The 18549-nt window shown below is 68.8% G+C and carries 21 protein-coding genes; 8 read left to right on the forward strand and 13 right to left on the reverse strand.

Going from position 1 to position 18549, the window contains the following annotated elements; all coding sequences use genetic code 11:
- The 8 genes from RU09_RS09355 to RU09_RS09395 form a co-directional block, all read right to left on the reverse strand.
- The coding region (locus RU09_RS09355; protein ID WP_042539901.1) for a DUF6457 domain-containing protein at nt 1–217 on the reverse strand (217 nt) is incomplete at its 3' end.
- Complete coding sequence (mobA, locus tag RU09_RS09360; protein WP_082041077.1) at nt 214–909, reverse strand: molybdenum cofactor guanylyltransferase; 696 nt, start codon at nt 907–909, stop codon at nt 214–216. The genes mobA and RU09_RS09355, both read right to left, overlap by 4 nt.
- A complete protein-coding gene (locus RU09_RS09365) occupies nt 906–2171 on the reverse strand; it encodes a molybdopterin molybdotransferase MoeA (protein ID WP_231567500.1) in 1266 nt (421 codons plus the stop codon). The genes mobA and RU09_RS09365 overlap by 4 nt, the downstream gene beginning before the upstream one ends.
- Before the next feature lie 91 nt (nt 2172–2262).
- The gene (locus RU09_RS09370; protein ID WP_042540132.1) at nt 2263–2472 is read right to left on the reverse strand and encodes a methyltransferase; all 210 of its coding nucleotides are present in this window, start codon (nt 2470–2472) and stop codon (nt 2263–2265) included.
- A 308-nt stretch (nt 2473–2780) separates the two neighbouring features.
- Entirely contained in the window at nt 2781–3785 is a 1005-nt protein-coding gene (locus tag RU09_RS18080; protein ID WP_197065991.1) for an endonuclease domain-containing protein, read from the reverse strand.
- A 181-nt stretch (nt 3786–3966) separates the two neighbouring features.
- Nucleotides 3967–5007, reverse strand: a complete 1041-nt coding sequence (locus RU09_RS09385) for an LLM class flavin-dependent oxidoreductase (protein WP_042539905.1) — start codon at nt 5005–5007, stop codon at nt 3967–3969.
- 64 nt (nt 5008–5071) lie between these two features.
- Nucleotides 5072–5308 (reverse strand): DUF2795 domain-containing protein, encoded by a 237-nt coding sequence (locus RU09_RS09390; protein WP_042539907.1) that lies wholly within the window; start codon nt 5306–5308, stop codon nt 5072–5074.
- Nucleotides 5309–5365: 57 nt separating this feature from the next.
- Entirely contained in the window at nt 5366–5788 is a 423-nt protein-coding gene (locus RU09_RS09395; protein ID WP_042539909.1) for an Hsp20/alpha crystallin family protein, read from the reverse strand.
- A 122-nt stretch (nt 5789–5910) separates the two neighbouring features.
- Between RU09_RS09395 and RU09_RS09400 the strand changes: the two genes are divergently transcribed.
- Nucleotides 5911–6195: a MerR family transcriptional regulator gene (locus tag RU09_RS09400; protein ID WP_042539911.1), complete on the forward strand. Its 285-nt coding sequence runs from the start codon at nt 5911–5913 to the stop codon at nt 6193–6195.
- Between the two features lie 50 nt (nt 6196–6245).
- Nucleotides 6246–7976, forward strand: a complete 1731-nt coding sequence (locus RU09_RS09405; protein WP_042539913.1) for a cation:proton antiporter — start codon at nt 6246–6248, stop codon at nt 7974–7976.
- 63 nt (nt 7977–8039) lie between these two features.
- On the opposite strand, the gene RU09_RS09410 is transcribed toward RU09_RS09405, so the two are convergent.
- Nucleotides 8040–9467, reverse strand: coding sequence for a dicarboxylate/amino acid:cation symporter (locus tag RU09_RS09410; protein ID WP_042539915.1), 1428 nt, complete (start codon nt 9465–9467; stop codon nt 8040–8042).
- Between the two features lie 266 nt (nt 9468–9733).
- On the opposite strand from RU09_RS09410, the gene RU09_RS09415 reads away from it, so the two are divergent.
- Nucleotides 9734–10105, forward strand: coding sequence for a YbjQ family protein (locus RU09_RS09415; protein WP_042539917.1), 372 nt, complete (start codon nt 9734–9736; stop codon nt 10103–10105).
- Between the two features lies 1 nt (nt 10106).
- Here the strand turns inward: RU09_RS09415 and RU09_RS09420 are convergent, their stop codons facing one another.
- The 3 genes from RU09_RS09420 to RU09_RS09430 are packed head-to-tail and all read right to left on the reverse strand — an operon-like array spanning nt 10107 to nt 11589.
- On the reverse strand, nt 10107–10337 hold the full coding sequence (locus RU09_RS09420; protein ID WP_042539919.1) for a helix-turn-helix domain-containing protein: 231 nt from the start codon (nt 10335–10337) through the stop codon (nt 10107–10109).
- Nucleotides 10334–10969 (reverse strand): hypothetical protein, encoded by a 636-nt coding sequence (locus RU09_RS09425; protein WP_042539922.1) that lies wholly within the window; start codon nt 10967–10969, stop codon nt 10334–10336. Before RU09_RS09425 ends, RU09_RS09420 begins: the two co-directional genes overlap by 4 nt.
- Nucleotides 10969–11589, reverse strand: a complete 621-nt coding sequence (locus tag RU09_RS09430; protein WP_052492921.1) for a DUF2975 domain-containing protein — start codon at nt 11587–11589, stop codon at nt 10969–10971. Before RU09_RS09430 ends, RU09_RS09425 begins: the two co-directional genes overlap by 1 nt.
- A 227-nt stretch (nt 11590–11816) precedes the next feature.
- Here RU09_RS09430 and RU09_RS09435 point away from each other — a divergent pair, with 227 nt between their 5' ends.
- From RU09_RS09435 to RU09_RS09450, 4 genes are all read left to right on the forward strand, one after another.
- Entirely contained in the window at nt 11817–14342 is a 2526-nt protein-coding gene (locus tag RU09_RS09435; RefSeq protein ID WP_042539926.1) for an ATP-dependent Clp protease ATP-binding subunit, read from the forward strand.
- A 122-nt stretch (nt 14343–14464) separates the two neighbouring features.
- Nucleotides 14465–14968 carry an amino-acid N-acetyltransferase gene (locus RU09_RS09440; protein WP_042539928.1) on the forward strand — a complete coding sequence of 168 codons (504 nt, stop codon included), beginning with the start codon at nt 14465–14467 and terminating at the stop codon, nt 14966–14968.
- A 9-nt stretch (nt 14969–14977) separates the two neighbouring features.
- The gene (locus tag RU09_RS09445; protein WP_042539929.1) at nt 14978–15643 is read left to right on the forward strand and encodes a hypothetical protein; all 666 of its coding nucleotides are present in this window, start codon (nt 14978–14980) and stop codon (nt 15641–15643) included.
- 279 nt (nt 15644–15922) lie between these two features.
- The gene (locus RU09_RS09450) at nt 15923–16333 is read left to right on the forward strand and encodes a hypothetical protein (protein WP_042539930.1); all 411 of its coding nucleotides are present in this window, start codon (nt 15923–15925) and stop codon (nt 16331–16333) included.
- A 31-nt stretch (nt 16334–16364) separates the two neighbouring features.
- On the opposite strand, the gene radA is transcribed toward RU09_RS09450, so the two are convergent.
- Nucleotides 16365–17732, reverse strand: a complete 1368-nt coding sequence (radA, locus tag RU09_RS09455; protein WP_042539932.1) for a DNA repair protein RadA — start codon at nt 17730–17732, stop codon at nt 16365–16367.
- Between the two features lie 100 nt (nt 17733–17832).
- Here radA and RU09_RS09460 point away from each other — a divergent pair, with 100 nt between their 5' ends.
- Nucleotides 17833–18510 (forward strand): helix-turn-helix transcriptional regulator, encoded by a 678-nt coding sequence (locus RU09_RS09460; protein WP_042539934.1) that lies wholly within the window; start codon nt 17833–17835, stop codon nt 18508–18510.
- The last annotated feature ends 39 nt before the right edge of the window (nt 18511–18549 follow it).

An 18549-nucleotide genomic window follows, 5' to 3' on the forward strand; every position in this document is an offset into this window, starting at 1 on the left:
CGGTCTCGCGGCTGCCGCCCGCGCGACCTGCCGCGAGGCCGGCGAGGTAGGCGCTGAGCGGGGCGGCGGGGCGCGCGACGCCGTGCGCGACGTCGCGGGCGAGATCGAGGAGCAGGCCGATGTCGACGGACGCGCGGTCGATCCCGAGGGCGGCGCAGGCGGCGGAGGTCCAGTCGTCGAGGGCCTCGACCGGAAGATGCTGCGGCTGGTCGGTCATGTCGTCTCCTCGTTCGGTGCGCTGCCACGCGGGGCGTCTGTGCCGTTGTCGTGGTCGGCGTCTGTGCCGTCGCGGGTGGGTGCCTGCACGGTGGCGCGGGCTCGTTCGAGATCGTCCCACGTGTCGACGTCGGCCGCCAGGGCTCCCGCGGGCAGAACGCTGATGGTGAGGCCCGCGAGCAGTGAACGGATGGATGCGTCTCGGCCGCCGTCGGGGAGGGTGGCGACAGCTCGGCGCAGCGCGTCGGTGCGATAGAGCCCGATCAGCCACTGCATCCGCCCGGAGTCGTCGGCCAGGCAGACGCCGTCTTCGCCGCCGGCGAGGGGCGGATGCCGACGCAGCAGCGCGACCGCCTCTTCGGCGTTCGGCAGGTCGGCCGCCAGCACGAACACGTCAGCGTTCTCGGTGCGTGCGAGTCCGGCCGCGATGCCGGCGACGGGGCCGCCGAACTCGGGGGTCTCGCGAGTCCAGACGACCTCGCCCTGCACGGGCGCGGGCGGGCCGACGACGATGATCGGGTCGCAGCCTGCGACGGCCGCGACCGCCCGATCGAGCAGCGTGCGACCGCCGACGTCGAGCAGCGGCTTGGCGGCACCGTCGAGTCGAGACGCCCGCCCGCCCGCAAGGACGATCGCCGCGGTTGCGCCGCTCGTGTCGGCGGCGCTCGCGTCGGCGGCGCTTGCCGCGGTCACGAGAGCAGCATCACGTCGACGAGGTCGCCGGCGGCCACCGCCGATACCTCGGCGGGCACGACGGCGTAGGCATCCGCTCTGGCGAGTCCTGCGGCGAGGTGCGCGCCGGACGACCCGTCGGCGGCTGCCGGGTGCACCGCCCAGGCGGCGGGGTCGGATCGGTCGAGAGCGACCGGCACATACTGCTGTCGTCCTGCCGGGCTGCGCCACCCGGCGGTGGTCGTGAGACGGATCATCGGGCGCTGCAGCGGCTCACGCCCCTGGAGAGCGAGCAGTGCCGGGCGCACGAACGCCTCGAACGAGGCGGCGACGCTGGCGGGGTTGCCAGGCAGGCCGAAGATCAGCGCGTCGTCTATTCGTCCGAAGGCCTGCGGTCTGCCGGGCTGCATGGCGACCGCGACGAACTCGATGCGATCGCGCAGCACGTTCTTGACGACCTCGTGGGCGCCGGCGCTGACGCCGCCCGAGGTGACCACGACATCGACGCGGCCGGCGTGCAGCGCGCGGTCGACGAGGGCTGTGAAGGCGGCATCTTCGTCGGTCACCGTGTCGACCGAGATGACGTCGGCGCCCGCCTCGGCGCACATCGACGCGAGCAGCACCGAGTTCGACTCGGGGATCTGCCCTCGGTCGAGGTCTGCCCCGGGGGCGGCGAGCTCGGTGCCCGTCGAGATCACGGCGACCCGGGGGCGACGACGCACCTGCACGGTGTCGATGCCCGTGGCCGCGATGGCCGTCAGCTGCAGCGGCCCGAGCACGGTGCCCGCCGGCGCGACGACCTCGCCGGCGCGCAGTTCCTCTGCACGGCGGCGGATGTGAGCGCCCTCGCGGGCAGGAGCCGTGGTCACGATGGCCGGGGCATCCCAGGCCTGCAGCCCGTCACGGGTGTGCTCGAAGGGCACGACGACGGTCGCCGTGCGGGGCACGGGAGCGCCGGTCATGATCCGAGCGGCCAGCCCTGGACGCAGCTCGGGCTCCTCGGACGACCCCGCCGGCAGGTCGGCGATGACGCGTAGTTCGACAGGGTGCTCGGCCGTCGCTGCCTCGACGTCGGCGAAGATGACGGCATATCCGTCCATCGCGGAGTTGTCGAACAGCGGTACATCGACCCGGGCGCGCACGTCGTCCGCGAGGGTGCGACCGGCTGCCAGTGCGATCGGCACCGCCTCTGCGCGGAGCGGCCGGGCGGCGGCCGACACCTTCGCCTGCTGCTCCTCGACCGTCAGCATGGCACGAGGAGCGAGGGAGGTGGCGTGGTGCATGCAGTCAGCGTACGACGGTCGCGGGGGTGTCCCCGCGACCGCGCCGCCCCTCTTCCCCTTGTTTCCCCGTTCTGGTGTCAGCGCTCTCGAGTCAGTGCTCGCGGAACATCGGCCAGCCGCTGCCCGGCAGCATGTGCGAATGCAGCGCACCCTTGGCCGATTCCAGGGTCGGATACGTGCCCGTCGCGGCATCCGCTCCGGCCATGACGACGGTGTATCCCCCGTCATCGTGTCGGATGCTGCCGACGACGCCGTTCGTGCCGTACGCCACCCAGAGGGCCAGAGTCTTGGTCGTGCTCATCATCGAACCCCTTCCGTTGCTGGTGAGGGTACGCCCCGGCGCACCGGAATACCAGCCCCTGTCGGAGGGTGCGCGGGCGCCGGTGCGGCGGCGCGTGGTCAAAAGCGCAGCGTTCAGTCGGTGGGTGGTCGAAAAGGCACGGCTACGGGCCGGTGGGGATGCGTTATTGACCACTCAGCGCGTCGGTCGTGCGGGCGGTCGTGCGCACGTGAGGAGAGCGTGGGCAGGAGCAGGCACGGGCGCGGGCGCGGGGGCGGGCACGGGCGCAGGGGCGGGCGCGGGCACGGGCGCAGGGGCGGGGGGCGATGTCAGGAGCGCGACGCGATCGCACGGCGGATGCGGTCGAGCAGCATCCGTCCTCCGTCGTCGAGGTCGAGTTGCGTCACTCGGATGACGATCCAGCCGATGTCCTCGAGTTCTCGCTGCCGCTGAATGTCACGGCGCCACTGGTCGCGGTCGGTTCGGTGTCCGTCGCCCTCGTATTCGACGGCGATTCGGAGCTCGGGATACGCGAGGTCGCTTCTCGCGATGATCACGCCGTCGCGACGGATCTCGTGCTGGACCACGGGCTCGGGCAGGCCTGCCGCGACGAGCAGCAGCCGCGTCTCGGTCTCCTTCGGGGACTCGACGGACGCACGCACCGCGGGCAGCGCAGCTCGCACGCGCGCGCACCCGGCGAAGCGCCCCCAGTGGCGCAGGCGTTGATCGATCTCCTCGACCGTGTGCAGGGGGCGGTCGGCGCGCAGCCCCGGGTAGTTGTCTGCGGTCGTGACGAGAGCGTCGAGGGCCACCACGAGCTCGTCGTCGGTGAACGACGCGACGCAGAGGAAGAGGGCGGTCAGAGGATCGACGACGGGGACGCGGCCGATCCACCACAGCTGTGCTCTGCCGGTTGCGAGCCTTCGGCTCCTCACACCCCGCGTGCGCGGCCGGACGGCATCCGTCGCCACGACGACGTCGATCTCGTCGGTGACCTTCCAAGAGCCCGGAACGGGATAGCCCCACACGCGCATCGCGGTCGCGCCCCCGATCAGCTGTCCCGGTCTCAGTCGCGAGGCGAGCGCGAACACTCTGTGCAGAGGTGTCGTGTGAGGCGTGAGCGATCGCACACCGTGGAAGGGGCGGTGCAGGTCGGCGGCTGCCGCACGTCCGCGTCCCACCCCCGCTGCCGCTGCCGCTCGAACGGTGAAGGTGGCTCCGAGTGTGGGCGGCAGCACAGATCGACGACGCATCTCCCCAGCATCCGCGTCCGGGAAGCGCCATTCGGAGAGCTGCGCGTTGCGGGCCGGGAGCTGTGCATAAGTCGGTCTCACCCGCCGCAGTGGTGGAGGAGTTATTCAGGCCGTCGTCGCGTCAGCGAGGTCGCCCGTGCGCCGATGGATGGTCGAAAGAGCATCGGTGCGGAGGAGCGTGGTCAAAAACGCATCCCACGCGGCCCTCAGGCGTGCGCTTTTGACCATCCATGCCCGCGGGCGGGACGCGCGGGGACCGCGACTAGAGAGCGGCGGCGATGAGCTCGAGCGTCTGCGCGCGGCCGGCGGCGGCGGCGCGCGGCTCGGACTCGTAGGCCCCGGCGACGGGCGAGAGCATGACCTCGTCGACGCCGTACTTCGTCGCGAACGCACGCACCTCTTCGGCGACGGACTCTCCCGTGCCGACGAACCACCGCGAGCGGGCTGCTTCGACGACCTGGTCGGTCGCGGGATCCGACTCGGCGGCGAGCGCCTCTTCGACGGTCTCGAGCGCGATGAGCGGCTTGTTCAGCCGCAGGCGCGACATCATGCGCAGCTGCGGCAGGGCACGGGCCTCGGCCTCCTCCTGCGTCGGCGAGGCGACGACGTTGACCGTGAGGAACGTGCGGGGCTCGGGGTGCTCTTCGCTCGGCTGGTAGCCGGTGCGGTAGAGGTCGAGTGCTCGTTCGAGACCCTGGCCCGAGAAGTGGTTCGCGAAGACATAGGGCAGCCCGTGCGATGCGGCGAGCTGCGCCGAGTAGTCGCTCGACCCGAGCAGCCAGACCTCGGGGCTTCCGCCGGCGGCGGGCGTCGCGTGCACCGTGTACTCGCCACCCGACGTGAAGCGCACGGTGGCGCCGTCGCTCGAGAGAAGCGCAGCGATGTCCTGCACGTTGCGGGGGAACTGTTCGACGTCGCTCGTCGTGCCCGATCCGCGCAGCAGCTGGGTGATGACCGGGTCGCTGCCGGGAGCGCGGCCGAGGCCGAGGTCGATGCGTCCTGGCGCGATCGCCTCCAGCGCGGCGAACTGCTCGGCGACGATGAGCGGGGCGTGGTTGGGCAGCATGACGCCGCCGGATCCCAGACGGATCTTCGTCGTGCGCATCGCGGCGGCGGCGATCAGCACCGGGGGAGTGGTGGACGCCACGGCCGGCATGTTGTGGTGCTCGGCGAACCAGTAGCGGCGATAGCCGAGGCGGTCGGCGGTCGCGGCGAGATCGAGGGAGGAGGAGATCGCCTCGGCACTGGTCTGGCCGGTGCGAACGGGGACGAGGTCGAGGACGGAGAGCGCGGTGGAAGTCATCCCCGAATGCAACGGCGGGGGCGGGCGGGGAATTCCCGCCCGCCCCATCGTCGCCGGTGGGTCGTCACGCTGCGGCGAGGGCGGAGGATGCCGACGGCGAGAACTCCTCGGCCAGAGCGTGGCGCGCGAGGTGGTAGCGGATGTGCCAGGCCGCGCTGAAGCTCTGCTCGGGAAGCCGAGCGAGCACCGCTCTATCGTCGGAGCCGAGACCGTCGCGGGCTGCTTCGCGCAACAGGTCGTCGCGCGTCGCCGGGTACTCCATCCCGCGCAGGAAGCGGTCGAGTGCAGCGGAGTCGTGCATGGGTCGTCCTTTCCAGAGGAGGAAGCGGGGGCCGGGTGCGCCCCGGCCCCCGTGCTGTCAGGCAGCGATCGACTGTCGGCTGTCGCTCGACTCGACCTCGATCTTGCGCGGCTTCGCCCTCTCGCTGACGGGGATGATCACCGAGAGCACGCCGCTCTCGTACGAGGCGCTGATCGCGTCGAGGTCCACTCCGTCGCCGAGCGAGAACTGACGGAGGAACGAGCCTGCTCCGCGTTCGCGGGCGAGCCAGCGGACGCCTTCGCGACCGTCGGCCGTGCGCTGCGCGCGGATCGTGAGCTGGCCGCCGTCGAGGTCGACGTCGATGGACCCCGGATCGATGCCGGGAAGATCGGCGTGCAGGACGTACTTGTCGCCGTCGCGGTAGAGGTCCACCGGCATGAGACGCGGTGCGCGGACGGAGTCCAGCACGCTCGCAGCGAAGCGGTCGAGCTGACTGAACGGATCGAAGGACATGGCCATGAGTGTCTCCTTTCGTGTGGCCCGGGTGGGCGTTGTGGATGCAGATTATCTGCATCTGTTGCTATAGATTTGTTATAGAACAACATCGAATAGAATGCAAGTGCCACGAGAAGGAGCTGCCGATGGATGAGCGTGATCCGAGCATGCCGGTGTACGGCATCGCCGTCGCCGCCCAGCTCAGCGGCGTCCCCGAAGCGAGTCTGCGGCTCTTCGAGGCGAAGGGCCTGGTCACGCCTGCGCGCAGCGACGGAGGCACGCGCCGATACAGCGACGACGATCTCGCCCGCATCCGTCGGGTGACGGGCCTGCGTGTCGAGGGCATCAACATCGTCGGCATCCGACGAGTCCTCGATCTGGAGGACGAGAACGCCGGACTCCGCGACGAACTCGCGGACGATCGTCCCTGACCCCGTCGGAACCGCCCGGCGGCGGCGCGGCAGGGCAGTACTTTAGGGGCATGGATGCCGAGATCTTCTACGTGCTCGTCGGTGCTGTGGTCGTGGCGGCGATCGCCCGATGGCGCGGATGGCCGGCTCCGCTGCTCGTCACGGTGGTCGCGCTCGCGGCATCCTTCCTGCCGTTCGTTCCCGAGGTCGAGATCGACGGGCACCTGCTGCTGAACCTCGTGCTGCCGCCGCTGCTGTACTCGGCGGCGCTCGACGTGTCGTTCGTGGGCTTCAAGCGCAGCCTGCCGCAGATCCGGCGACTCGGCGTCACCCTCGTGCTGCTCACGGCTGTCGCCGTGGGGCTGGTGGCGTGGTGGATCCTGCCGTCGCTGACCCTGCCGGGCGCGCTGCTGCTCGGCGCCATCGTGGCACCGCCCGATGCGGTCTCGGCCGCGGCCATCGGCCGCAAGCTCGGGCTTCCGCGCCGCATCATGACGGTGCTGTCGGGGGAGAGCCTGATCAACGATGCGACCTCGCTGACCCTCTATCGCGTGTTCGCGGCGATCATCGCGGGGGCGACCCTGACCGTCTGGGACGGCATCTGGCAGTTCCTGCTCGCGGTCGGCGTCGGCGTCGCGGTCGGACTCGTCTTCGGCATCGTGCTGCACCAGCTGCGCATGCGCATCAGCGACCCGGTCGTGATCGGCACCTTCGGGCTGCTCGCACCGTTCGGCGCATATGCGATCGCCGAGCACCTGCTCGGCTCGGGCGTGCTCGCGGTCGTCGCGATGGGACTGTATGTCGGATACAACTCGCCTCGCACCGACTACACGACCCGTCAGCAGGAGGCGCCCCTCTGGCTCTCGGCCGACCTGCTGCTCGAGAGCTTCGTGTTCGCCTACATCGGCCTGCAGTTCCCGCGCGTGCTCAGCGACCTCGGGGGCGAGGAGGTCGGTCGCATCCTGATGCTGTCGGGTGTCGTGCTGCTCGTCGTCTTGTTCGTGCGGCCGCTCTACGTGTACCCGACGAATCTCTGGGCGAACTTCCAAGACCGCAAACGGTTGGAACGCTGGGATCGAACGGTCGAATCCGGAGCCTTCGACGAGCGCCGCCGCGACTCGAAACGCTGGAAGCAGTACAGCGCAGAAGAGCTGCGCTCCAAGATCGTGCGCGACCGCATGGCGGGGCTGCAGCTGACCTGGAAGGACAACGCCGTCATCTCGTGGGCGGGCATGCGCGGTGTGGTGACGCTGGCGACCGCGCTCGCCGCAGCCGATCTCGCTGCTCTCGACACCGAGCCGTCGCACGCGATCGTCGTCGTCGCCTACGTCGTGACCCTCGGCACGCTGCTGCTGCAGGGCCTGACCCTGCCGCTGCTGATCCGCAGTCTCGGCATCGCCAGCGACGTCGATGACGAAGAGGACGAGCGCGCTATCGCCGACGTCAAGGCCAAGAGCCGCGAGGCGGGCAAGGCCTTCCTCGCCGAGAAGCGCGACGAGTGGGTCGACAAGTACGGCAGCGTCGACATCGGCGTCTTCGATGCCTTCACCAAGCGCATGACCAGGGTCGAGAAGGCCGCAGACGAGGCGCAGGAGGTCGAGGAGGCGGTGACCCGCCCCTCGTACGAAGACCTCGCAGCGCTCACCCGCGGGTGGCTGCAGGTGCGCCGTGACATCCTCCTCGCAGAGCGAGACGCCGGCAACCTCGACGAGGAGGTCATGCGCGAGCTGATGGCCGCGATGGATGCTGAGGAGCTCGCCCTCGACACCCGCGCCGCCACGCGTCTGCAGGGTCGCGCGTAGCGGGAGACAGACGAGCGCCCCGCCCCTGAGTGGGGCGAGGCGCTCGGTCGGTGCGGCGAAGGGTCAGCGGGTGCCGGCCGGCTCCTTCTCGGATGCTGCGGCATCCGCCTCGGGTGCCTCGTCGTCGGCCGAGTCGTCGGCGAACGGCAGGCCCTCGCGCGGTGCGTTGTAGAGCTCCTCGTCGAGGATGCCCTCGCGCTTCGCGACGATGGTCGGCACGAGCGCCTGGCCCGCGACGTTGACCGCGGTGCGGCCCATGTCGAGGATCGGGTCGATGGCGAGCAGCAGTCCGACGCCCTCGAGCGGCAGGCCCAGCGTCGACAGCGTCAGCGTGAGCATGACGGTCGCTCCGGTGGTGCCGGCGGTGGCGGCGGAGCCGACGACCGAGACGAGCACGATCAGCAGGTACTGCACGAGGTTCAGTTCGATGCCGAAGAACTGTGCGACGAAGATCGCGGCGATGGCGGGGTAGATCGCGGCGCAGCCGTCCATCTTCGTGGTCGCACCGAACGGCACGGCGAACGAGGCGTACGAGCGGGGCACGCCGAGGTTGCGCTCGGTCACGCGCTCGGTGAGGGGCAGGGTGCCGATCGACGAGCGGCTGACGAACGCCAGCTGCACGGCGGGCCAGACGCCCGAGAAATACTGCTTGATCGAGAGTCCGTGCGTCTTCACCAGGATCGGGTAGACGACGAAGAGCACGAGAGCCAGGCCGACGTAGACGGCGATCGCGAACCAGCCGAGCGACGCCAGCTTCTCCCAGCCGTATTTGACCACCGCGGCGCCGATGAGGCCGAACGTGCCGAGCGGGGCGATGCGGATGATCCACCACAGCACGCGCTGGATGACCTTCAGAAGCGACTCGGTGAACGCGAGGAACGGCTCGGCCTTCTTGCCGGCCTTGAGAGCGGCGATGCCGACGGCGACCGCGATCACGATGACCTGCAGGATGTTGAAGTTCACGCTCGACGAGAACGTGCCGTCGGTGGCTCCCGGGTTCGTGCTGACGCTGAGCCCGAGGAAGTTCTGCGGGATCAGACCCAGCAGGAAGTTCCACCACGTGCCGACCGTGTACGGGTCGCCGGGCTCGAGGCCCTCACCGGCGCGGTTTCCCGGCTGGATGACCAGGCCGAGCGTGATTCCGATGATCACGGCGATGAATGCGGTGATCGCGAACCACAGCAGGGTCTGGCCCGCGAGGCGCGCGGCGTTCTGCACTCGGCGCAGATTCGAGATGCTGGCGACGATCGCGGTGAAGATCAGCGGCACGACGGCGGCGCGCAGCAGTGTCACGTACGAGCTGCCGATCGTGTCGAGGGTGGCCGAGAGGCCGTTCGGGCTGTCGGCGGTGGCGCCCAGCTGGCGGGCGATCAGGCCGGCGGCGATGCCGAGGACGAGGGCCGCGAGGATCTGGAAGCCGAACGAGGTCAGCAGCTTCCGGACGGGACCGCGGGTGTCAGGCGCCTTCGTGGGGCGGGCGGTGGTGCTCATTGGATTGGGGACTCCAGAATCGGTGCGCGCCGTGTGCGCGCTATAACGCCCAACGCTATGAGGGCGAGTGAATTCCGAGGCTGAGATGACGAAGGATGACGGATGCCGCGGCATCCGTCATCCTTCGTCAGGCGACCCGGCGGGTCAGGCCGCGCACTTCTCGAGGTTGTCGGTCAGGATCTGCGTGGTCAGAGCCTTGTCCTCTTCGCTCGACTGCTTGTCCTCGCCGCCTGGTCGCGTCGGCTGTGTTCTGCCACGATGGCCTCATGTTCATGGTGACCACGAACGACATCCCCGGCTACCGCATCACCCAGGTGCTGGGGGAGGTCATGGGCCTGACGGTGCGATCGACCGACTTCGGGCAGGGTTTCGCCGCCGGGTTCCGCTCGCTCGGCGGCGGCGAGATCCCCGAATACACGCAAGTGATGTACGAGGCGCGGCAGGTCGTGATGGGCCGCATGTGGGCCGAGGCGCAGCAGCGCGGTGGCAACGCGATCGTCGCGATGCGCTTCGACGCCGGGTCGATCCAGAACTTCACCGAGATCTGCGCCTACGGCACCGCCGTGGTCGTCGAACCTCTCGCGCCGGTCGCGCAGCCGCCGCAACCGCCGCAGGCCCCGCAGCCGCCGCAGGCCTGACCTACGCCAGCACCAGCAGGTCGCCGACCTCGCACCCGAGGGCGTCGCAGATCGCCCGCAACGTCGAGTACCTGATCGCTCGCGCCCGGTCGTTCTTCAGCACCGACAGGTTGACGATGCTCACGCCGACGCGCGCGCTCAGCTCGGTCAGAGTCATGCCGCGCTCCGCGAGCAGCTCGTCGAGGCGGCAGTGGATGCCGGTGAGTTCGTCGTCGTTCTCGGCCGGGGTCATACGAGTCCCCTCGTCTCGTCCTCGAGGGCCGCGTTCGTGCGCTGCAGGCGGATGCCCTGCCGGAACGCTGCTGCGATGAGTCCCACCGCGACGCCGGTCGCGAAGATCGGGACGATCGACCAGAACTCGATCGGATGCACGGGCTCGCCGGAGCCGAGGCCCACCGCAGCGGACACCCCGTTCAGCCCCAGCTTCTCGAGCAGCACGATGAACATCGGAGCGAGCACGAGAGTCCAGCCGATCGCGTCGAAGGCCCGCGCGTTGCTCCGCACGAAGAAGCGTCCGCGGAGGAAGTTCCAGGCGACGAGCATCACGCCGACGATGACGATCAACGGGGCGAGCGCCCACAGCACGAGCGAGCCGATGATCGCCGCGGTCGCGGCGGCATCCACTCCGGTGGCGAACACCATCGCCTCCTGAGCGATCCCCTCGACCGACGCGGCTCCTGAGCCGACGGTCGCGTCGATCGGCTGCTCGTCGATGGGGATGGACCACGCGATGCCCTGGTCTCGGAAGGTTCCGAGCACGCGCAGGACGGTGCTGATCGCGGTCACCACCAGAGCGGCGGCGCCGAAGAGGATCACGGTGATCGCATCGGCGGTCTGGGAACGTGTCGCGGTCACGGTGCTCATCAGACGAGCCCGTCCGTGTCGCGCTGCAGGCGGTCGCCGATGGAGAACACCGTGCAGATGAGGGCGATGACGAACGCCCCGAGGATGAAGGTGAACGGTTCGACGCTGATCACGGCGTTGTCGATGCCGTTGTCGGTGATCTGTGCCACCGTGGCATTCGCGAGCATGTTGTCGAAGAAGCGCACAGTGGCGAAACCGACGAGTCCGGCGATGCCGGCTGTCGCGACGAGAGCGGTGTTGCGTCGGCTGAACACGCGGTCGGTCAGCACGCTCCGTGCCAGCAGGATCAGGCATCCGATCACGATGACGATCGTGAGGATCTGCGCCACTTGGCCGATGATGCCCGGCACTGCGGCGATCGCCGGCAGCTGAGGCGCGGTGATCACAGCGCTGTCGACGCCGACGGAGATGCTGGTGCCGTTGCTCAGCGGCAGGTCGACCGGCGTCTGCGAGCCGATGAGCTCGATCAGCACCGGCACGTCGACGCCCCGGGCGAGTTCGATGATCCGCATGACCGAGAAGACGGTGATGTAGGCGGCGATCAGCGCGCCCGAGATGCAGAAGCCGACCAGGGCTCCGCGGTCGCCTCGGGAGATCGTCCGGTTCTTCGTCGAGGTCATCATCCACTCCTTATCGAGAGTCGTTATTACCGATAATCGTTAACATAACGACTGTCGATAAGTGAGTCAACCCCGGCCGCACGAGAGCGCCGTCACCGACCGTCACGGCGCTATGCCGACGGCGAACACGGGCATACAGCATCCGCACGGTGGTTACTCTCGATGTACAGGCGCGGAGACCCGTCGAGGACTCAGCGCTTCGCCCCGTGCGAATAAGGAGTCACAGCATGTTCGAGAGATTCACGGACCGAGCCCGTCGAGTGGTCGTCCTCGCCCAAGAAGAGGCGAAGATGCTCAACCACAACTACATCGGCACTGAGCACATCCTGCTCGGCCTCATCCACGAGGGTGAGGGTGTCGCAGCCAAGGCGCTCGAAAGCCTCGGTATCTCCCTTGACGCCGTCCGCGAGCAGGTGCAGGACATCATCGGTCAGGGCCAGCAGCAGCCCACCGGTCACATCCCGTTCACGCCGCGCGCCAAGAAGGTGCTCGAGCTCAGCCTCCGTGAGGCTCTGCAGCTCGGCCACAACTACATCGGAACCGAGCACATCCTGCTCGGCCTCATCCGCGAGGGCGAGGGTGTCGCAGCCCAGGTGCTCGTCAAGCTCGGCGCCGACCTCAACAAGGTCCGCCAGCAGGTCATCCAGCTCCTGTCGGGTGCTCCCGGACGCGAGCCGGCAGCCGTCGGCGCGCAGTCGAACGACACCCCGAGCGCCCAGGGCGGCTCGCAGGTGCTCGACCAGTTCGGTCGCAACCTGACGCAGGCCGCGCGCGACAACAAGCTCGACCCGGTCATCGGGCGCGAGAAGGAGATCGAGCGGGTCATGCAGATCCTGTCTCGCCGCTCCAAGAACAACCCCGTGCTGATCGGTGAGCCCGGCGTCGGCAAGACCGCCGTCGTCGAGGGCCTCGCCCAGGCGATCGTCAAGGGCGATGTGCCCGAGACGCTGAAGGACAAGCAGCTCTACTCGCTCGACCTCGGTTCTCTCATCGCCGGCTCCCGCTACCGCGGTGACTTCGAGGAGCGCCTGAAGAAGGTCACCAAGGAGATCCGCACGCGCGGCGACATCATCGTCTTCATCGACGAGATCCACACCCTCGTGGGTGCGGGTGCCGCCGAGGGCGCGATCGACGCGGCCAGCATCCTGAAGCCCCTCCTCGCTCGTGGAGAGCTCCAGACCATCGGTGCCACCACGCTCGACGAGTACCGCAAGCACTTCGAGAAGGATGCCGCTCTCGAGCGTCGCTTCCAGTCGATCCAGGTGAACGAGCCGAGCCTCCCTCACACGATCAACATCCTCAAGGGACTCCGCGACCGGTACGAAGCGCACCACAAGGTGCAGATCACCGACGGCGCGATCGTCGCGGCATCGAACCTCGCCGACCGCTACGTCTCCGACCGGTTCCTGCCCGACAAGGCCATCGACCTGATCGACGAGGCGGGTGCACGCCTGCGCCTCAGCATCCTGTCGAGCCCGCCCGAGCTGCGCGAGTTCGACGAGAAGATCGCCAAGGTGCGCGAGCAGAAGGAAGTCGCGTCCGAGGACCAGGACTTCGAGAAGGCCGCATCGCTGCGCGACGAGGAGAAGAGCCTCCTCGCCGAGCGCCTGCGCCTCGAGAAGCAGTGGCGTTCGGGTGACGTCGCGACCCAGGCGGTCGTCGACGAGGGCCTGATCGCCGAGGTGCTCGCACAGGCCACCGGCATCCCGGTCTTCAAGCTGACGGAAGAGGAGTCCTCGCGACTCGTCTTCATGGAGAAGGCTCTGCACCAGCGCGTCATCGGTCAGGAGGAGGCCATCGCGGCGCTCTCCAAGACGATCCGTCGTCAGCGTGCCGGCCTCAAGGACCCGAAGCGTCCCTCCGGTTCGTTCATCTTCGCCGGCCCCACGGGTGTCGGAAAGACCGAGCTGGCCAAGGCGCTCGCCGAGTTCCTGTTCGACGACGAAGCTGCTCTCATCTCGCTCGACATGAGCGAGTTCGGTGAGAAGCACACCGTCTCGCGTCTGTTCGGTGCTCCTCCCGGATTCGTCGGATTCGAAGAGGGCGGCCAGCTCACCGAGAAGGTGCGCCGCAAGCCGTTCAGCGTGGTGCTGTTCGACGAGATCGAGAAGGCCCACCCGGACATCTTCAACTCGCTGCTGCAGATCCTCGAAGAGGGTCGGCTGACCGATGGTCAGGGCCGCGTGATCGACTTCAAGAACACCGTCATCATCATGACCACCAACCTCGGTGCTCGTGACATCGCCGGTGGTCCGGTCGGATTCCAGATCGAGGGCGTCAACTCGACGAACTACGAGCGGATGAAGGGCAAGGTCAACGAAGAGCTCAAGCGCAACTTCAAGCCCGAGTTCCTCAACCGCGTCGACGACATCATCGTGTTCCCGCAGCTGTCGAAGGAGGAGCTCGTGCAGATCGTCGATCTGTTCACCAAGCGCCTCGGCGAGCGTCTGCTCGACCGCGACATGACGATCGAGCTGTCTCAGGCCGCCAAGGAGCGTCTCATCGAGATCGGGTTCGACCCGGCACTCGGTGCCCGCCCCCTGCGTCGCGCGATGCAGCACGAGGTCGAGGACCGTCTGTCCGAGAAGATCCTGCACGGCGAGCTCAACCCGGGCGACCACGTGAAGGTCGACTCGAAGGACGGCGAGTTCCTCTTCGAGCACGGCCCCCGCGGCGAGAAGGTCGCGGTCGGCGTGAACACCGGCGGAGCGATCTCCGGCACCCCTGACCTGGCGGTCGCCAGCGGGGAGTGACCTGATCACAGAAGGGGCGGATGCTGCGGCATCCGCCCCTTCTGCGTGTCCGGGTGATCCAGCACTCCGGCATTCCGCGTCCGCTCAGGGTCTCGGGAGGTGACGGGTTCTAGGCTTGACGTGTGAGCGAGTACATCGTCCGGCCGGCGCGCAGCGCTGACATCATCGGCATCCGCAACCTGCTGCAGCCGATGGTCGAGCAGCGCATCCTGCTCGGCAAAGACCTGGCAGTGCTCTATGGCGCGGTGCAGGAGTTCGTCGTCGCCGAAGCCGACGGCGAGCTGATCGGATGCGGCGCGCTTCACGTGTTCTGGGAGGACCTCGGCGAGGTGCGCACCCTCATGGTCCGCGGTGACTGGCTGCACCATGGCGTGGGCGGTGCCATCGTCGGCGCGCTCGAAGAGCAGGCGCGCGAGCTCGGCCTCAGCCGACTGTTCTGCCTCACCTTCGAAGTCGACTTCTTCGGCCGGCGCGGCTATTCGATCATCGGCGAACAGGTCGTCGACCCCGACGTGTACTCGCAGCTGCTGCGCAGCGGCGACGCGGGTGTCGAGGAGTTCCTCGATCTCGCGCACGTCAAGCCGAACACGCTCGGCAACACCAGGATGCTGAAGAGCCTCAACTAACCTGAACTAATGCCTCGTCACTCCGCCGCCGTGTATCGTCGCCGGAGATTGGTGACCCTCGTCGCGGCGATCCTCGTGGCCGCGGTCGTCGGCGTGGCGGTATGGCTGCTCGTGGCTCGTCCGTGGGCGAATGCCGCCGAGGCGACGCCATCGCCCAGCGCATCGGCGTCTGCGCCGGAGTCGCCGACACCCGATCCCACCGCGGGCGAGTCGCCCGCAGCCGAGTCGCCCGCGCCTGAGTCGTCGGCCGAGGAGACTCCGGGGATCGTCGCGTGCGAAGCCAGAGACGTCGAGGTGGCTGCTGTCACCGATGCTGACGCATACGACCCCGGGGTCATGCCGCAGCTGTCGATCTCGCTGACCAACCGCGGTTCGACCGACTGTGCGATCGACGTGGGGTCGACGACCCAGAGGCTCACGGTGTCGAGCGGATCCGACGTCTGGTGGACGTCGACCGACTGCCAGGAGAATCCGAGCAGCATGGTCGCCACGCTTCCGGCCGGCGCGACCGTGACGAGCAAGGTGCCGGTCACCTGGGATCGCACCCGCTCGAGCGTCGAGACATGCGCCGACGAGAATCGTCCGCGTGCACCCGGCGGCGGAGCGTCGTACCACGTCGCCGTCGAGATCGGTGGCTTCAAGGGCACGACCACGAAGCAGATCCTGCTCTATTGACGCCGAAACTGGCCAAACGTCTCGAATACAGTCCTGCACTCAGTTTCGGGTGACACTGGTCGTTCTTTGGGATACCATTGAAGTGACCCTCGCAGACTTGCGGCGCATGCCATCCCCAGTGGCGTCGAGCACAGCGTCCCCAGCGCTTCGACATGCCGCCCGAGGGTCCGAGGGCCCTCTCGAGTACCCCAGTCCCCAATGGATGACTCGAGAGGGCCCCTTTCCATCTCTCCTCCCGTTTCGGGACGCGCATCGCCATCCGCTCAATATGCTGGATGCATGGCAGCGAAGAAGTCGAGATCAGCGAAGAGCGCACCCGCACCCGAGGATTTCCGGTCGGATGCCCTCGCTCAGGCGCTGGAGAAGCAGGACATCGCTGCGGTCGCTCTGGCGCTGCGCCACGGCACCACGGTCGTGCCGCTCGTGAAGCCCGGTGCTCGCGACAATCCGCTCGACAGCGGAGAGGTCTGGACCTATCGCGACCCGAAGTCGGGCGATCTGGCGCTGCTGCTGTTCAGCGACGCCAAGAACAAGCCGGCGAACCTGCCCCCGGGGGTGGGGATCTACACCGCGGACTGGCTGCGCAAGTTCCTCGCCGCGCACCCGATCACCACCGTCTTCCTCGACATCGCCGGGCCGCATCCGATGCAGGCCGCGCCCGACGAGCTGCTCAAGGCGCTCGACGCCTGAGACCCGGCGGCGCTGCGGTGGGATCGCGCGCTCAGAACGGCGGGATGTCTGCGTCGCTGCGCCGGGTGGTGTTTCGGGCGCGCACGTCGTTCAGTGCCGCGCGCAGAGTCTTCGAGCGATCGTCGACCACCTGGTCGTAGCCGAGCCGCGCGGCCTCCGACCGGCGCTGCGCCGACTGGGTCACCGGGCGGATCTCGCCCGCGAGGCTGAGCTCCCCGACGGCGGCGACCGTGCGCGGCACGGAGATCTGCTGGATGGACCCTGCCACGGCGATCGCGATCGCCAGGTCGGCGGCCGGTTCGGTGAAGCGCACCCCGCCCACGGTCGAGACGTAGACGTCGAGGGTGCTGGTCTTGATTCCCGCCCGGCGTTCGAGGATCGCCAGCACCATCGCCACGCGGGAGGAGTCGAGTCCGTGCACGACACGACGGGGGTTGGGTGCGGTCGTGTTGATGGTGAGCGCCTGCACCTCGACGGGCAGCGCCCGTCGACCTTCGAGCGAGATGGCGACGCACGTGCCCGGCTCCGTCGCGCCCTGCGAGAGGAAGAGGCCCGAGGGGTCGGGCACCTCGGAGATGCCCGCACCCGTCATCTCGAAGCAGCCGACCTCGTCGGTGGGCCCGAAGCGGTTCTTCAGCGCTCGAATGAAGCGCAGTGAGGTCTGTCGGTCGCCCTCGAAGTGGCAGACGACGTCGACCAGGTGCTCGAGCACTCGGGGGCCGGCGACCGTGCCGTCTTTCGTGACATGGCCGACCAGGATGATGGGCAGGCTGCGGTCTTTCGCGACGCGGATGAGAGTCGCCGCCACCTCGCGCACCTGACTCGGCTGACCGGCCGCGCCGTCGATGAGCGACGACGACACCGTCTGCACCGAGTCGACGATGACCAGCTGCGGTGCCACTTCGTCGATGTGGCCGAGGATCGTCGCGAGATCGGTCTCGCTCGCCAGGTAGAGCTCGTCGTGCAGGGCACCGGTGCGCTCCGCGCGCAGGCGCACCTGGGCGGGAGACTCCTCGGCGCTCGCGTAGAGCACGCGACGCCCCGCGCGAGCCGCCTGCGCTGCGACCTCGAGCAACAGCGTCGATTTGCCGACACCCGGTTCGCCGCTGAGCAGGATCGCCGCACCGGGCACGATTCCCCCGCCGAGGACGCGGTCGAACTCGCCGACACCGCTCGTGCGGCGCGGGGCGTCTTCGGTGGTGATCTGCGTGATCGGGCGGGCGGCCTTCGCCGCCGTCGGCGCGAGCGGGGTGATGCGGCTCAGGATGCCGGTCTGCACGCCCTGCTCCTGCACGGTGCCCCACTGCTGGCACTCGGCGCACCGACCCACCCACTTGGCCGTCGTCCACCCGCATTCGGTGCAGACGTACGCGGGAGGGGCAGGTTTTCGGGTGGCCATGCAGCCAGGCTATCGCCGGGATCAGACATCCCTATCGGTTCGGGCATTATTCACGGCCCAACCCCTCGATGTCGCGCAGCGGCCACGGAATACTGGAGTCATGGCCAACGGCGGGCCCGTCTGCGGGCCGATCTCGACCTTCTCGCGAGTGCGGATCCTGCACGCGCTGTTCGAGGGCGGCTCGGCGCAGAACGACGGCACGCGGACGCGCGCGGAGCGAACGATCGGCGAGCTCTGCGAGGCGACCGGGCTGCACCCCAACACGGTGCGCGAGCACCTGCAGCGTCTGATCGAGGGCGGCTACGTCATCCAGGCCAGCGAGCACCGCACCACCCGCGGTCGCCCGCGCACGCTCTACAGTGCGGTGACGGGCGCAGCGGATGCCTCCAGCCCCATCGCCCGCAACAAGGCGAAGGCGGCCGCCGTCCGCGGCGATCTGCTGCGCCGACTCCTTCCTGCTTCGGCATCCGCTCTGGGTCGCGATGCGACCTATCAGCTGGATGCGCTGATCGAACACTTGGAGGAGAGCGGCTTCGAGCCCGTCGTCGATGACGAGCAGCTCACCGTCGATCTCAGCCCGTGCCCGCACGCCGCGGGTCGCGCCGAAGACCGTCCGATGCTGTGCTCCGTGCACCTCGGCCTCATGCAGGGGGTGCTCACCGAAGCCGGTGGACCGCTCGCTGCCGAGGCCGTGCGCACCCCCGCCCTCGCGGCGGACTGCGCTGTGCCTGCTGAGTGCGTGGTGCAGCTGCGCCTGACGGAGATGACCGCCGCCTAGGCGAGCATCTGTCTTATTCACGGTCTGCGGCCCCGCGAG

Source organism: Microbacterium sp. MEJ108Y, assembly GCF_000834175.1.
Classification (GTDB): domain Bacteria; phylum Actinomycetota; class Actinomycetes; order Actinomycetales; family Microbacteriaceae; genus Microbacterium; species Microbacterium forte.

Bases quoted from the DNA above. Each gene is read 5' to 3' on its own strand.
- RU09_RS09365 (WP_231567500.1), bottom strand. From the start codon at position 2,171: ATGCACCACGCCACCTCCCTCGCTCCTCGTGCCATGCTGACGGTCGAG.
- RU09_RS09370 (WP_042540132.1), bottom strand. From the start codon at position 2,472: ATGAGCACGACCAAGACTCTGGCCCTCTGGGTGGCGTACGGCACGAAC.
- RU09_RS09385 (WP_042539905.1), bottom strand. From the start codon at position 5,007: ATGACTTCCACCGCGCTCTCCGTCCTCGACCTCGTCCCCGTTCGCACC.
- RU09_RS09390 (WP_042539907.1), bottom strand. From the start codon at position 5,308: ATGCACGACTCCGCTGCACTCGACCGCTTCCTGCGCGGGATGGAGTAC.
- RU09_RS09395 (WP_042539909.1), bottom strand. From the start codon at position 5,788: ATGGCCATGTCCTTCGATCCGTTCAGTCAGCTCGACCGCTTCGCTGCG.
- RU09_RS09400 (WP_042539911.1), top strand. From the start codon at position 5,911: ATGGATGAGCGTGATCCGAGCATGCCGGTGTACGGCATCGCCGTCGCC.
- RU09_RS09405 (WP_042539913.1), top strand. From the start codon at position 6,246: ATGGATGCCGAGATCTTCTACGTGCTCGTCGGTGCTGTGGTCGTGGCG.
- RU09_RS09410 (WP_042539915.1), bottom strand. From the start codon at position 9,467: ATGAGCACCACCGCCCGCCCCACGAAGGCGCCTGACACCCGCGGTCCC.
- RU09_RS09415 (WP_042539917.1), top strand. From the start codon at position 9,734: ATGTTCATGGTGACCACGAACGACATCCCCGGCTACCGCATCACCCAG.
- RU09_RS09420 (WP_042539919.1), bottom strand. From the start codon at position 10,337: ATGACCCCGGCCGAGAACGACGACGAACTCACCGGCATCCACTGCCGC.
- RU09_RS09425 (WP_042539922.1), bottom strand. From the start codon at position 10,969: ATGAGCACCGTGACCGCGACACGTTCCCAGACCGCCGATGCGATCACC.
- RU09_RS09430 (WP_052492921.1), bottom strand. From the start codon at position 11,589: ATGACCTCGACGAAGAACCGGACGATCTCCCGAGGCGACCGCGGAGCC.
- RU09_RS09435 (WP_042539926.1), top strand. From the start codon at position 11,817: ATGTTCGAGAGATTCACGGACCGAGCCCGTCGAGTGGTCGTCCTCGCC.
- RU09_RS09445 (WP_042539929.1), top strand. From the start codon at position 14,978: ATGCCTCGTCACTCCGCCGCCGTGTATCGTCGCCGGAGATTGGTGACC.
- RU09_RS09450 (WP_042539930.1), top strand. From the start codon at position 15,923: ATGGCAGCGAAGAAGTCGAGATCAGCGAAGAGCGCACCCGCACCCGAG.
- radA (WP_042539932.1), bottom strand. From the start codon at position 17,732: ATGGCCACCCGAAAACCTGCCCCTCCCGCGTACGTCTGCACCGAATGC.
- RU09_RS09460 (WP_042539934.1), top strand. From the start codon at position 17,833: ATGGCCAACGGCGGGCCCGTCTGCGGGCCGATCTCGACCTTCTCGCGA.